The 13920-nt window shown below is 61.9% G+C and carries 12 protein-coding genes; 6 read left to right on the top strand and 6 right to left on the bottom strand.

Annotated features, from left to right (window positions below; translation table 11 throughout):
• The first annotated feature begins 48 nt into the window (after positions 1-48).
• Genes BLL52_RS01860 through BLL52_RS01850 form a run of 3 tightly spaced genes read left to right on the top strand, consistent with a single transcriptional unit; the run spans position 49 to position 2884 of the window.
• On the top strand, positions 49-933 hold the full coding sequence (locus BLL52_RS01860; RefSeq protein ID WP_083633731.1) for a carbohydrate ABC transporter permease: 885 nt from the start codon (positions 49-51) through the stop codon (positions 931-933).
• A 20-nt stretch (positions 934-953) separates the two neighbouring features.
• Positions 954-1808: a carbohydrate ABC transporter permease gene (locus BLL52_RS01855; protein WP_075585041.1), complete on the top strand. Its 855-nt coding sequence runs from the start codon at positions 954-956 to the stop codon at positions 1806-1808.
• 5 nt (positions 1809-1813) lie between these two features.
• Positions 1814-2884: an ABC transporter ATP-binding protein gene (locus BLL52_RS01850; RefSeq protein WP_075585040.1), complete on the top strand. Its 1071-nt coding sequence runs from the start codon at positions 1814-1816 to the stop codon at positions 2882-2884.
• A 19-nt stretch (positions 2885-2903) separates the two neighbouring features.
• Here BLL52_RS01850 and BLL52_RS01845 read toward each other — a convergent pair whose 3' ends face one another.
• The 6 genes from BLL52_RS01845 to BLL52_RS01820 all read right to left on the bottom strand — a co-directional run bounded on the left by BLL52_RS01845 (position 2904) and on the right by BLL52_RS01820 (position 11828).
• Entirely contained in the window at positions 2904-5462 is a 2559-nt protein-coding gene (locus tag BLL52_RS01845; protein WP_075585039.1) for a bifunctional diguanylate cyclase/phosphodiesterase, read from the bottom strand.
• A complete protein-coding gene (locus tag BLL52_RS01840) occupies positions 5459-6901 on the bottom strand; it encodes a sensor histidine kinase (RefSeq protein ID WP_075585038.1) in 1443 nt (480 codons plus the stop codon). The genes BLL52_RS01845 and BLL52_RS01840 overlap by 4 nt, the downstream gene beginning before the upstream one ends.
• Complete coding sequence (locus tag BLL52_RS01835; RefSeq protein WP_075585037.1) at positions 6898-7596, bottom strand: response regulator transcription factor; 699 nt, start codon at positions 7594-7596, stop codon at positions 6898-6900. The genes BLL52_RS01840 and BLL52_RS01835 overlap by 4 nt, the downstream gene beginning before the upstream one ends.
• Before the next feature lie 133 nt (positions 7597-7729).
• On the bottom strand, positions 7730-9028 hold the full coding sequence (locus tag BLL52_RS01830; protein WP_075585036.1) for a multifunctional CCA addition/repair protein: 1299 nt from the start codon (positions 9026-9028) through the stop codon (positions 7730-7732).
• A gap of 128 nt (positions 9029-9156) precedes the next feature.
• A complete protein-coding gene (locus tag BLL52_RS01825; RefSeq protein ID WP_075585035.1) occupies positions 9157-9858 on the bottom strand; it encodes a glutathione S-transferase family protein in 702 nt (233 codons plus the stop codon).
• The gene (locus tag BLL52_RS01820) at positions 9855-11828 is read right to left on the bottom strand and encodes a lytic transglycosylase domain-containing protein (protein WP_075585034.1); all 1974 of its coding nucleotides are present in this window, start codon (positions 11826-11828) and stop codon (positions 9855-9857) included. The genes BLL52_RS01825 and BLL52_RS01820 overlap by 4 nt, the downstream gene beginning before the upstream one ends.
• A gap of 36 nt (positions 11829-11864) precedes the next feature.
• On the opposite strand from BLL52_RS01820, the gene BLL52_RS01815 reads away from it, so the two are divergent.
• The 3 genes from BLL52_RS01815 to BLL52_RS21810 all read left to right on the top strand — a co-directional run bounded on the left by BLL52_RS01815 (position 11865) and on the right by BLL52_RS21810 (position 13821).
• Complete coding sequence (locus BLL52_RS01815) at positions 11865-12437, top strand: 5-formyltetrahydrofolate cyclo-ligase (protein ID WP_075585193.1); 573 nt, start codon at positions 11865-11867, stop codon at positions 12435-12437.
• Between the two features lie 106 nt (positions 12438-12543).
• Positions 12544-13407, top strand: a complete 864-nt coding sequence (locus BLL52_RS01810) for an alanine racemase (RefSeq protein WP_338065717.1) — start codon at positions 12544-12546, stop codon at positions 13405-13407.
• Between the two features lie 18 nt (positions 13408-13425).
• Positions 13426-13821 carry a type III PLP-dependent enzyme domain-containing protein gene (locus tag BLL52_RS21810; RefSeq protein WP_338065716.1) on the top strand — a complete coding sequence of 132 codons (396 nt, stop codon included), beginning with the start codon at positions 13426-13428 and terminating at the stop codon, positions 13819-13821.
• The last annotated feature ends 99 nt before the right edge of the window (positions 13822-13920 follow it).

The following is a 13920-nucleotide window of genomic DNA, read 5'->3' as shown; positions in this document are numbered from 1 at the left end:
TTGCCCCTTCAGCAAGGCAACCCACTTGTTGAACAAAACAAAGGTGAAATGTCGATGAAATCCTTTGAAAACATATTGCCCAAACTGGTGATCGCGCCGGGCTTTGTGCTCGGCTTTGCCTTCATCTACGGCTTCATGATCTGGAACGGCATTCTCTCGGTCACCAACTCGCGCATGCTGCCCAATTACAGCGAGTTCGTCGGGCTGGAGCAGTATGTGCGGCTGTGGGATATGGACCGATGGTATGTGGCCCTGAAAAATCTAGGCATCTTCACCGTGCTCTATGTTGGTGTGTCGATGCTGCTGGGCATGGTGCTGGCGATTTTTCTGGATCAGAAAATTCGCTTTGAAGGCGTACTGCGCACCGTTTATTTGTACCCGATGGCGCTGTCGTTCATCGTGACCGGTACCGCCTGGAAATGGATTCTGAACCCGAGCCTGGGCCTGGAAAAACTCATGCACGACCTGGGTTGGGCGTCCTTCAGTTTTGACTGGTTGGTGCAAAGCGACACGGCCATTTACTGCATCGTGATTGCTGGCGTTTGGCAATCTGCCGGGTTTGCCATGGCGCTGTTTCTGGCTGGCCTGCGCGGTATTGACGACAGCATCATCAAGGCGGCGCAAATTGACGGTGCCAGCCTGCCGCGTATTTACTGGCGCATTATTTTGCCCATCCTGCGCCCGGTGGTGTTCTCAACTATTCTGGTGCTGTCGCACCTGTCCATCAAGGCGTTTGATCTGGTGATGGCACTCACCGCCGGTGGGCCAGGCTATGCCACCGATGTGCCCGCCACCTTTATGTTCACCATGAGTTTTACCCGTGGCCAGATTGGTCTGGGCGCGGCCAGCGCGACCATGATGCTGGCCATGGTGGCGGCCATTGTGGTGCCGTATCTTTACAGCGAACTGCGGTCCAAGCCGCACGAGCGTTGAGGCCCGCAGGAGCTTTACCCATGAACGCCAAACTACTTTCCCGACTCGTGGTCTACGGCCTGCTGCTGCTGGCTGCCTTGTTCTTTCTGGTGCCGCTGTATGTGATGCTGGTGACCTCGCTCAAAGACGGCGCGCAGATTCGCGCGGGCAATCTGATGAGCCTGCCTGCCAGCCTGAATTTCGACGCCTGGCAGCTCGCCTGGTCTAGCGCTTGCACCGGCGTGGACTGCCGCGGTCTCAAGCCCTTTTTCTGGAATTCGGTGTCGATGGCGGTGCCAGCGGTGCTGATCTCTACCGCGATTGGTGCCGTCAATGGCTACGTGCTGAGCATGTGGAAGTTCCGTGGCTCGGATTTGCTGTTTGGCTTCATGCTGTTTGGTGTGTTCATGCCGTACCAGGTGGTGCTGCTGCCGATGAGCCAGGTGCTCGGCTTTTTGGGTCTGAGCAGTTCGATCACCGGCTTGGTGCTGGTGCATTCGCTGGCCGGCATGGCTGGCACCACGCTGTTTTTCAGAAACTACTACACCGCCATTCCGCGTGAACTGGTCAACGCCGCTCGCATGGATGGGGCCGGTTTCTGGCGCATCTTCTACCGCATCGTCATCCCGATGTCGACACCGATCCTGATGGTCACGCTGATCTGGCAGTTCACCAACATCTGGAACGACTTCTTGTTTGGCGTGGCGTTCAGCGGTGCCGACAGCAAGCCCATCACGGTGGGCCTGAACAACATGGCCAACACCACCAGCAGTGTGAAAAATTACAACGTTGACATGGCAGCAGCCATCATTGCCGGTTTGCCGACCATGCTGGTCTATGTGCTGGCGGGTCAATATTTCGTCAAAGGTCTCACAGCTGGCGCTGTGAAAGGATAAAACGCATGGCCGCTCCTCTCCACATCGCGGGTATTCGTAAGGTTTTTGGCAAGGGCGACAAGGCCGTCGAGGTGCTCAAACGCATCAACATCGACGTGGCGCCAGGCGAATTCCTGATTCTGGTCGGCCCCTCGGGTTGCGGCAAATCCACGTTGCTCAACATCATTGCCGGTCTGGAAGAACCGACCGAAGGCGAGTTGCGCATCAATGGCAAAAACGTCATTGGCATGGCCCCGGCGCAACGCGACATCGCCATGGTGTTTCAAAGCTACGCGCTGTACCCGACCATGAGTGTGGCCGACAACATTGGCTTTGCGCTGGAGATGCGCAAGGTGCCCAAGGACGTGCGCACCAAACGCATCCATGAAGTGGCTGCCATGCTGCAAATTGAGCACCTGCTGGACCGCCGCCCAGCGCAGCTCTCGGGCGGGCAACGCCAGCGGGTGGCCATGGGCCGCGCCCTGGCGCGCGACCCGCAACTGTTTTTGTTTGATGAGCCACTGAGTAATCTGGATGCCAAGCTGCGCGTCGAGATGCGCGCTGAAATCAAACGCTTGCACTTGGTCAGCGGCATCACCACGGTGTATGTGACGCATGACCAGATCGAAGCCATGACGTTGGGCAGCCGCATTGCGGTGATGAAAGACGGCATCCTGCAGCAAATTGGCACGCCCGACGAGATTTACCGCCTGCCGGCCAACACCTATGTGGCTGGTTTCATTGGCTCGCCAACTATGAACTTTATAGCAGGTAGCGCAAGCGGCACGGGGGCTACAAGCCTATTTTCCTTTGAAGGTGGCAGTTTGCAGCTACCCAGCCCAGTGCAAGGCAAAGTCACGCTGGGTCAGCGCCCGGAGCACATCCACCTGAGCGATGACGCCAGCTGGCGCGGTGTGGTCACGCTGGTGGAGCCCACCGGTGCGGACACCTATGTGGTGGTGAAAACCGGGGTTGGCCTGATCACCGTGCGCACGCCGCCCAGCACTCAGGTCAAGGTGGGTGACACCGTGGGCATGACAGTCAGTGGCAACCACAACAACTGGTTTGACGCGCTAAGCAGCCTGCGCCTGAGTTGAGCGGGGACTTCTAAATCGGCTAGTCCACGGCGTTGGCGGCCGTGTGGGTGGTCAGTTGCGCGCGCACCCGTTCAAACTCAGCGGCTGCCACCGGCCGCGAAAACAGGTAGCCTTGGCCGTAATCGCAGCCCGCAGCGCTCAGCAGGGCGCGCTGGTGATCGGTCTCAACCCCCTCGGCAATCACCTTCATGCCCAGCGCGTGCGCCATCGCAATGATGGCCTGACACAGTGCCAGGTCGGTCGAGCCCGGCACCAGTTGCCGCACAAACGACTGGTCGATCTTGATGAAGTCAATGTCAAACTTCTGCAGGTACGCCAGCGACGAGTAACCGGTGCCAAAGTCGTCCAGCGATACGCCAATACCGTCATCGCTCATGGTCAGCAGTTGCTCCACCACTCCCGCGCTGGTGGACAGCAACAGGCCTTCGGTGATTTCCACCACGATGCTTTCCCCGCTCAGGCCACGTGCGCGCAGCTGCTCAATCCACGGCGTGGCCTGCAGGTCGGGGTTTTCAAACTGCACCGGCGACTTGTTGATGCTGATCTGAAACTGCGGCGACAGTGTCTTGCACCAGGCCTGCACTTGGTCGGCCGCCTGCTGAAACACCCATTCGCCCAGCGGCACGATCAGCCCGCAAGCCTCCGCGATAGGAATGAACTCAGCCGGGCTGACCAGCCCGCGCGTGGGGTGTTGCCAGCGCAGCAGCGCCTCGGCCTTATGGATGGCGCCAGTGGCCAGTTCCACAATCGGCTGGTACACCACCCGGAACTGGTCTTGCGCCAAGGCCACGCGCAAGTCGCGGGTGAGCTGGGCGCGCCACTGCGCCGCCTCCTGTAGTGCCGGGGTGAAAAAACTGTAGCGGTTGCGCCCCGCGCCTTTGGCCACGTACAGCGCCTGATCGGCATTTTTCAGCAGGTCTTCGATCTCCAGCGCGTCGCCGGGGTACAGGGTGACACCTATGCTGGCCGAGATAAACACCTGATCGAGCCCAAGCTGGAACACCGCACCCAACGCGGTCAGCAGCTTTTGCAGCACCCCTTCCAAGTCGATGGCTTGCTGAAACTCGGTGATGATCACCATGAACTCGTCGCCGCCCATGCGTGCCACCGTGTCCACTTCGCGCAGGCAACCGGTAATGCGCCGTGCTGCCTCGGTCAGCAGCAGGTCGCCGCGGTCGTGACCGAGGGTGTCGTTGACTTCCTTGAAACGGTCCAGATCAATGAACAGCAGCGCCAGCTGCAGGTCGTCGCGCCGGCATTTTTTCAACTCCTGCGCCAGGCGCTCGCGCATCATGCGGCGATTCGGCAGGCCGGTGAGCGCATCAAAATGCGCGTGTTGCCAGATGGTGGTCTCGGCGACCTTGCGTTCGCTGATGTCGGTGTGGGTGCCAATCATGCGCAAGGGCTGCCCGTGCGCATCGCGGCTGATCACCATGCCGCGCGACAGCACCCATTTCCAACTGCCGTCTTTGCAGCGCATCCGGTGCTCGTTGACGTAGGTGGGGCTGCGGCCTTCGAAGTGGTCCAGGCGGCTTTGTGTCATCTGCGCAAGATCGTCCGGGTGGGTGCGCAGGTCCAGCTCGGCGGCGTTGTTTAGGATGTCGTCTCCGTCCAGGCCGTACATGTCCAGCAGACCCTTGGAAAAAAACTCCTCGCCGCTGGGAATATGCCAGTCCCAAACGCCGTCACCGGTGCTCTCCAGCGCCAGTTTCCAACGCTCTTCGTTGGTTTGCAGCGCCTGAGTTGCAAGAATGTAGTCGGTCACATCGGCAAAGGTTCGCACCATGCCGCCGTCTTCAAGCAGACGGCTCTTGACCTCCAGCATGCGCCCATCCTGCGTTTCACGAAGATAGTGCGCGGGTGGGGCGCCCATGCCGTCGCTGTTGACATAGTCGCGGGCGCTCTCACTGACGCGGCTGGCACCCGGGCCAAAGTCGCCTTTGCTGTGCTGCAGGGCGCTGAGTTGTCCTAGCGTCGGGCGTGTCGCCAGAAACTCTGCCGGCACCTTGAGGAGCTCGCACACGCGCGGGTTAAAACCAATAATGTGTTTGCCCGCATCCAGCAAAAAAATGCCCTGGCTGATGTGGTTGAGCGTGGTTTGCAGCAGGGCCGACTTCACCTGCAACATGGCGTTGACGTCAATCAGGTCCTGCTGGGCTTGCTTGCGGCTGGAGATGTCGATATGCGTGCCGATCATTCGCAGGGCGCGTCCGCTGGCATCACGGCTGACCACGACGCCTCTGGCAATCAGCCATGTCCAACTGCCGTCCTTGCAGCGCAAGCGCAGATCGACAGCAAAGTTGGCGCTGTGTCCATCCAGATGGGCATGCAAGGCCGCTGAGTGCGTGGCGAAGTCGTCCGGGTGCAGGCGCGAGGCAAAGGACTCGCGGCACTGCGGCAGTTCCCAGCCAGAGTAGCCCAGCAGTTGCTCCCACCGCGGTGAGTGCGTTTGCTCGTCGGTGACCAGATTCCAGTCCCAGATGCCAGCGCCAGTGCCCTCCAGGGCCAGGCGCCAGGGATTATCGGTTTCAGCCTCCGACTGGTTCGTTGGCGTGGGTGTTAGGGCTGGTGTGGTCACTTTGTCAAAGCAGGGTCGAATCGTGGTAACTGCAACTGTACCCGCAGACCGTGTGGCGTGGCGGGCAAAACGGCGGCACTACCACCATGGCGGCGGGCAATTTCTTTCACAATCGCCAAGCCCAAACCGCAACCACCGGGCACATCACTGGCGCGCCAAAAGCGCTCAAACACATGTGGCAAGTCTTGTGCTGACAGGCCCGCGCCGTTGTCACGCACCTCCAGCACCACTTGGTCTTCAAGGGTGTTGGCGCTCAGGGTCACCTCGCTGCCGGGGCCGGCATAGGTGAGGGCGTTGTCGATCAGGTTGTTCAGGGCTTCGCGCAGCAGCAGGGCAACACCGTCCACCAGCAGGTGGTCGGCGCCTTCAAAACCCAGGTCGATATTGCGTTTGACGGCACGCGGCGTCCAGTCGCGCGCTACCTCGCGCGCCAGCGCGGCCACATCCAGCGGCTGCAGTTTGACCTCGACCTCGTTGCGTGCCAGCGACAGCAACTGGTGCACCAGGTGCGCGCTGCGCTGCGCGCCAGAGAGCACCTTGGTCAGCCTTGCGCGCAGCGCCTGCGGGTCGGTCTCGGTCAGGGCCAGCTCGGTCTGGCTGATCAGCCCGGCCAACGGTGTGCGCAACTGGTGCGCAGCGTCGTTCAAAAAGCGTTTTTCCTGCCCCAGACTGCGCCGTACCGCCGACAGCAGCTGATTCAGTGCGGTGGCCAAGGCATAGACCTCTTGCGGGGCCTGGGTCAGTTCGATGGGCGACAGCGCTGCCAGTGTTGGCGCGCGCCGCTTGCCCAACTGGGCCTGCAAGCGGGTCAGCGGCTGCAGCCCACGCAAAATGCCCGCGTACATCAAAATGCTCAGCACCGCGCCCAGCAGCAGCAGCGGCAGCAGCATGTCGGCAATCAACTCGGTGGTCAGGCGTTGCTGCACTGCCAGACTTTTGGCCACCTGCACCCGCAGGCGCTGGGGCGAATTGGGCTCGCCATAGTCCAGCTCCAGCAGCGCCACCCGCATGGGTTTGCCATCGATCCGGGTGTTGTACAGCAAGGTTTCGGCGTGGCTGGTGTCCACCGCCGGCACCGGCGGGGGTATTTTGGCGTTGCCCAGCAAAAAACTGCCTGGCGGACTCGACACCATGTAGCTGACGCGATCTGTCGGGTCTTGTTCAATGATGTCTTGCGCCGCGCGTGGAAAGTCAATCAACAGGCCCGAGCCGATCGGCTTGACCTGGCGCGAGAGTGATTTCACCGACTGGGTCAGCGACTGGTCGATGGCTTTTTCAGCATAGTTCAGCGCCACCCGGTAGGCCAGTGCACCGCCAACGAGCAGCAGCACCAGCTGCGGCAGTAGCAGCCACAGCAGCAACTGGCGTTTGAGTGACAGGCCCTGGTTGCCCGGTGTGCCACCAGGCGCAGCCTGCGCCGGGCTGGCGGGCTCGGTCATGGTGCGCTGGTTTCCAGCATGTAGCCCAGGCCGCGCACGTTGCGAATGTTCAAGCCCGAGTCCACCAGTTTGCGGCGCAGACGGTGGATGTAGACCTCCAGAGCGTTGGAGGCCACGCCGCCATCAGCCGGTTCGGTGGCCCAGGTTTCCAGCACGTCTTCGCGGCTGACCACGCGCCCAGCATGCGTTACCAGCAAAGACAGCAAAGCCCACTCGCGCTGGGTAAGTTCCAGTGCCTCATCGCCTAACCAGGCCTGTGGCAGGGTGGCGTCCACGCGCAGGCGGCGGGTGCTGTGGCTGGCCACTTCCAGGCTGCCACCAAAGGCGGGCAGGCGGGCGCGGCGCAACAGCGCCCCAAGCCGGGCCTGCAACTCGGCCATGTCAAAAGGTTTGGTGAGGTAGTCGTCGGCCCCGGCGTTGAGGCCCTGCACCCGGTCATCCACGCCGTCACGGGCGGTCAAAATCAGCACCGGCAGGGCCGGCAGGCGCCGGCGCAGCCAGTGCAGCAATTCCATGCCGCTGATTTTTGGCAGCCCCAGGTCGAGCACCACACCGTCGAACCGTTGCGTTTCCAGCATCCGCTGCCCAGCTTCGCCATCGGCTGCCGCCGTCACCAAGTGGCCGGCCTGGGCAAGCTGCGCGCTCAAGCCGTCACGCAGCAGTTCGTCGTCTTCAATAATCAGCAAACTTGACATGCTGGGAGGATAACCCAGCAGTTTCCAAGCTAGGTGCGGCCTCCACTGGTTCAGCTCTTTTTGACCTCCCCTCGGCGTAAGAGAGAGGGGGTGAAGCGTGTGTTGGAAAAGAAGGTTCGGCAATCCAGCTGACTCAGCCAGCCAGAGAAACTTGCACAGCCGCCACCCGCGCCTGGTGAATAAATTCACCTACTTTTTGGCCGCTAGCCCCCGTAACTATTGCGCTAGCAGCTATCTCTTTTGTATCAACCTGCTGTATCAATTGCAGTACCGACAGCAGCCGCTGGCGTGGTGGATAGGCGGCTTCAGGGTAGCCGAGCCGGCCGCGTGCATCACATTCGCAGGCCAGCAGAATGTCGGCCATGCGCTGCGGTTTTCGCAGGGCGTCGCAGCGCTCTAGCAGTCGCACCAGCGCCCCTGCGCTGAAGTCGGCGCTGCGGTGGATGTTGCTGTGCTCACGGGCCATCACGTCGGCGAGCTCGCGGCAGTCTGTGGGTACACGCAGACGCTCGCACAGGGGTTTGAGGAGTTTCGCGCTGCGCGCCTCGTGGCCCAGGTGGCGTGGCAGCACGTCTGCCGGGGTGTTGCCCTTGCCCAGGTCGTGGCCCAGGCAGGCAAAGCGCACCGGCAGGCTAGCCCCCAGGCGCGCGCTCATGTCCAGCACCATCATCAGGTGCACGCCAGTGTCAATTTCGGGGTGATAGTCGGCCCGCTGCGGCACGCCCCACAGGCGATCCACCTCGGGCAGCAGGCGCTTTAAGGCGCCGCAGTCGCGCAGCACCGAAAACATGCGTGAAGGCGTGGCCTCCATCAGCCCGCGGGCGAGCTCTTGCCAGACGCGCTCGGGCACCAGGTGATCGACTTCGCCGCTTGCCACCATCTCGCGCATCAGCGCCAGCGTCTCTGGTGCCACACTGAAATCGGCAAAGCGTGCGGCAAAACGGGCCACGCGCAGGATGCGCACCGGATCTTCACGAAACGCCGGGCTGACGTGGCGAAACACCTTGTTGGCCAGATCGCGTTGGCCGTGAAAGGGGTCAATCAAGGCACCCGCTGCGTCAGTCACGGCAGATGTTGTTGACGGTGCATTTTTTATACAAAAAAGGCCTCTAGCCCTTGTCCAATCTGCGTTGGCAGCTATGGCATTGATAGTGATGTCGCGCCGCGCGAGGTCTTCCTCCAGCGTTACATCGGGCGCGGCATGGACGGCAAAGCCGTGGTAACCCGGCGCGGTTTTGCGCTCGGTGCGCGCCAGCGCGTATTCCTCGTGCGTTGTTGGGTGCAAAAACACCGGGAAGTCTTTGCCCACCGGCAAAAAACCCTGGTCGATCATGGCCTGCGGCGTGGCACCCACCACCACCCAGTCGCGGTCCGTCACGGGCAAGCCCAAAAGCGCATCGCGTACCGCACCGCCAACCAGATGAATTTTCATGCTGTCAGTTTACTGACAAACAGCTTGCCATTCGTCGCTATGGCGCGTTTTGCACAATCAGGTGCGAGGTCTTGCGAAGGCTGTTGCGACCCGGCATCCACACGTATGGCGGGTGACTGCGCATCGTGTCAGCGCGTACTTTGCAGCCGGTAAGGCTCTTCGAAGTCCCGAAAATCGTTCTCCAAGCCAGCCGCGTCCATCCAGGCTTTCACGCCGGGCAGCGCGCAAACGCGGTTCACATAGGCAGCCACATCGTCGGGCACCGGCAGGCCGTAAGTCAGCAGCCGGGTGCAAACAGGGGCGTAGTAGGCATCGGCAGCACAAAAGTCACCAAACAGCATCGGCCCAGTGCTTTCTTGCAGCAGGGTTTGCCACATGCTCACCAGCCGGGCCACGTCGCTGCGCACCCCGGGCTGGTCGCGCCAGATAAGCGCGCCCACATGGGGCAGCTGCGCTTCGATGTTCATTGGGCAATGCGTGCGCAAATGGCTAAACCCGCTGTGCATTTCAGCGCAGATGCTGCGAGCGTGTGCCCGCGCGGCTTTATCAGCGGGCCACAGGGGGGTGTCTGGAGCATGTTGGGCTGCATATTCGGCCAGATATTCCACAATGGCCAGCGTGTCCCACACCACCAGATCACCGTCTACCAGCACCGGAACCTTGCCGGTGGGGCAGATGGGTTTCAGCGCCGCCTTGAACTGCGAATCGGGCGTGAAGGCGTCAAAGCGCACCATGATTTCCTCAAAAGCGATGCCGGCTTGCTGCAGCAGCACCCATGGGCGCATGGACCAGGAAGAGTAGTTTTTGTTACCAATATAAAGCTTGATCATGGCAAGTCGCGGTTGGTGAGGGTGTCCAACCCAAGCGGACCAACCTGGCCCAAGCGGCCTTTGAGCGACTGGGTTTTGCCGGTAATCAACGCTGCGTAGACGGTGGTGTTGGCCAGCACCTTTTTCACATAGTCACGGGTTTCGGTGAACGGGATGTTCTCGGCCCAGATGGCGGCTTCCAGCGACGGGTCACCCGCCTGGCCGCGCCAGACACGCGGTCGCCCGGGGCCGGCGTTGTAGGCGGCCGCAGCCAGCGGCATGGAGCCGGCAAAGTCGTCCAGCACCAGCTTGAGGTAGCCGGTGCCAATGGCAATGTTGGTGTCACGGTCATTGATCTGGTAAGGCTTGAAGTCAGTCATGCCGATCTTCTTGGCCGTCCAGCGCGCGGTGGCGGGCATTACCTGCATCAACCCGGAGGCGCCCACGCCCGAGCGGGCGTCCATGATGAAGCGGCTTTCCTGGCGGATCAGCCCATACACATAGGCCGGGTCCAGGCCAATGGCCTGGCTTTGCGCCACGACCTGCTGGCGGTAAGGCATCGGAAAACGCTGGGCGATGTCGATCACGCTGCGGGTGCGCTCGCTGGTGTTGATGCAGCGGTCCCACACGGCGTTTTGGCACGCCAGGTCAGCCGCGGCCAGCAGTTCGCGGTCGTTCATGCCGCCGGGCAGGTGCAAATTGGTGCTGTAGTTCCACTCGCGCACGCCCTCGCTGCGCAGCCCCAGGGTAATTGCGGCCAGCGCGCGCTGCAAGCCGGGGTTGGCGTTGGCACGCTGCTTTTCCTGCGCGGTCAAAGGCTCTGGTGCGGCAGGCGGCGTGATGGGCAGGCCCAGTTCTTCCTGCGCCAGCATTGGGTAGAAGCCGCGCACGCTGGCCAGGCCTTGCATTGACTGGCGGGCCTCAACGCGTTCGGTGTCGGTGCGCCCGGGCTGCAACAAGGCACGCGCACGCCAATAGACCCAGGTGCTGTCGCTGGCGGCGTCCGCACTCATGGCGTTGATGCTGTCGAGCGCGTCCTGCCACTGGTGCTTGCGCAGCGCAGCGCGGGCGCGCCAGGCCAGGTGGTCATCACTCATGCCTTTGGGGCTGGCGTTTTGAAAGTAGAGCAGCGCGCTGTCCGAGAGTTTCAGCGCTGCCTGCTTGCCAATCGCCCCCCAGGCCCAGGCGCGTTGCTCCCGGCTGAGCTGCCGACTCCAGCGCTCGCTGAGCGCCTGCGCCGCGCTGTCGGGGTCGCTATTGGCCCAGCGGATCAAGGCCAGCACGGCCAGCTCTTGGGTTTGGCGTTGGCTGGAGGGTGTGCGTTTGAGCAGGAAGCGTTCGGGCTGTTTCAAAACCTCGGCCAGCGTGGCCGCCGCCTCGGGGGCAATCAGGTCCACCACCAGCCGGGTGCTGCTGAGCTGCCGAGCCTCGGTGGTCAGACGCGCTTTGCGCCACAAGTCGGTGTCGAGCAGCTGCCCGGCGGCCAAGTGGCTTTGTGCGGCCAGGGTGCAGCCGTCAGCGGCATCTTTCTGGGCATACCACTGGGCTTTGACCTCGTCAGCCGAGTCCACCTTGGCCAGAATGCTTTCCATGGCCAGGGTGTAACAGCGCACCTCGCGGTCGTCGTTCATGCGAAAGTCGTTGGCCACGCCCGCAAAGGCGGCCCAGTCGCGGCGCTTGCCCAGCAGCAGCAGCCAGTCGTTGCGCAGGCGGTCTTCTTGGTAGGTGCCCCGGTACTGTTTGAAAAAGTTGGCCACTTCCTCAGGGGTGGCGCTGTCCAGCCGCGCGCTCAGTGCCCAGTAGGCCGCCCAAGGCTGCAACATGTGGCCTGTGGTTTGGGGTAGCAACTGGGTTAGGCGGTCGGCGTCACCTTTTCTGAAGGCTTGCTGCATTTCCAGCAAAACGCTGTCGGTAAAGCTTTGGGCGTGGACAAGCGGCGCGGCCAGCGCGCCACTCAGGCCAATCAATGTCAAAATCATCTTGAACTGCATTTGGAGATTATGGATAACTCTGATGAACAACGTGCGCTGGCCAAGAAAGCCCTGCGCCAACGGCTTCTGGAACAACGCCTGCGCCTACCAGACCGCGAGCAGCGGGTTGACTTGTTGTGCCGCGCCATGCGGATCTGGCTGGTGGGCCGCCCGGACACGGTGATTGGGGCCTACTGGCCGATCAAGGGCGAATTCAACCCGCTGCCCGCCCTGCACCGCTGGAAAGAAGACGGTGAGCTGGTGGAGCGCCCGCAACTGCGCAAGATCGGTCTGCCGGTGGTCGACAAGGTCCACAAAACCATGACCTTTCACGCCTGGTATCCCGGCTGCCCGATGGAAGACGACGCCTACGGCATTCCCAAACCCAAAGACACCGAGGTGATTACACCCACGCTGTTGTTCATGGCCTGCGTGGGCTACGCGCCGGGTGGCTACCGGCTCGGCTACGGGGGTGGTTTTTACGACCGCATGTTGGCCGCGCTGGACCCCAAGCCATTCACCGTCGGCCTGGGTTTCGGCACCGATTTCCTTCCAGACTTTAGCCCTGAGCCGCACGACATTCCGCTGAACGCGATCCTGAACGATCACGGCGTGGTTTGGCCGGTGTGAGCGCAAGCAGGCACAGGCTTGTTGTTGCCAAAATTACAAGCTAAATTGGCCTTTAGCCCTTGTCAGTCAAGCGCTAGTAGCTATTTAAATGAGAGCAAATCAGCCCATGCAGACGCTGCTTGACCCGCTCATCGACAACACCTTCAAAGGCTTTGCGCACAGCAGTTCGGCCTTGCATCTGACACAGATCGGCCAGCAGGGCTGGAATGTGTTGAACGGCGACCTGCCGCTGCCGCTGGCGGTGATACGCCAGGACCGCTTGCAGCACAACCTGGCCTGGATGCAAAACTTTGCCCAAAGTCGGGGCCTGGGTCTGGCTCCGCATGGCAAAACCAGCATGTCCCCGCAACTGTTTCGCCGCCAGCTGGATGCCGGGGCCTGGGGCATGACCTTTGCCAGCGTCACGCAGGCGCGCATCGGTATCGCGGCGGGTGCCCGCACCTGCCTGATCGCCAACCAGGTGTTTGCCGACCGTGATTTGACCGAGCTGGACGCGCTCAGACGCAGTTACTCCGGCCTGCGGCTGATCTTTTTGGTGGACTCGGTGGCGCAGCTGCTGCTGATTGAAGACTGGCGCCAGCGCCACTCCGAAGCGTTGGCCTTTGAGGTGCTGCTGGAAATCGGCATGCCTGGTGGGCGCACCGGCTGCCGCAACCTCGCGCAGGCCCTGAACCTGGCTGAATGGCTGCACGACAGCGCCGCCGTGCGTCTGGTGGGCGTGGAGTGTTACGAAGGTCTGGGCGCTACCGGCGACACTGAAAAGGACGAGCCCCAAACCCGCCAGCTCATGGATCTGCTGCAGTCTGTGGCCCGTGCCTGTGACGCGCAAAACTTTTTTGATGCGGATGAGGTGCTACTCACTGCGGGTGGATCTGCCATCTTTGACCTGGTGGTGCCCGGCTTGAAACTGCAGCTGAGCCGCCCGGTGACCGGCCTGCTGCGCTCGGGTTGCTACGTGACGCACGACTAGGGCACCTACCAACGCATGATGAGCGCTGTCCAAGAGCGCACCGGCTGCGGCGGTGGGCTGGAAGCCGCGCTGCAGGTCTGGGCGCTGGTGCAGTCTTGTCCCGAGCCAGGCTTGGCGATTCTGGCGGTGGGCAAGCGCGACATCTCTTACGACTGGGCCATGCCCACGCCGCTGCTGCTTTGCCCGCGCGGTACACGTGCGCTGCAAACCGCGCCAGCCGACTGGCGCATCACCCAGCTCAATGACCAGCATGCTTATTTGCACGGCAGCGGTCCAGAACACGCCGACTTGCAGGTGGGCGACAGGGTCTGCTTGGGTATCTCGCACCCCTGCACCACGTTTGACAAATGGCGCTGGCTGCCACTGGTGGATGCGAGTTACAACGTGGTGGATGCGGTGGCGACGTGTTTCTGAAAGACCCCAACTAAGCTTCTGCACTCTTGATCATTGATGTCCAGCACGCGCTGTGCTGTGGTGATGAGGCCGCTTTTGATGTTGAACGCGTCATCGATC

Origin of the sequence: Rhodoferax antarcticus ANT.BR (genome assembly GCF_001938565.1) — a bacterium.
GTDB classification, from domain to species: domain Bacteria; phylum Pseudomonadota; class Gammaproteobacteria; order Burkholderiales; family Burkholderiaceae_C; genus Rhodoferax; species Rhodoferax antarcticus.
Note: the sequence above shows the minus strand (reverse complement) of the source record. Positions and strands in the feature narration are given on the sequence as shown.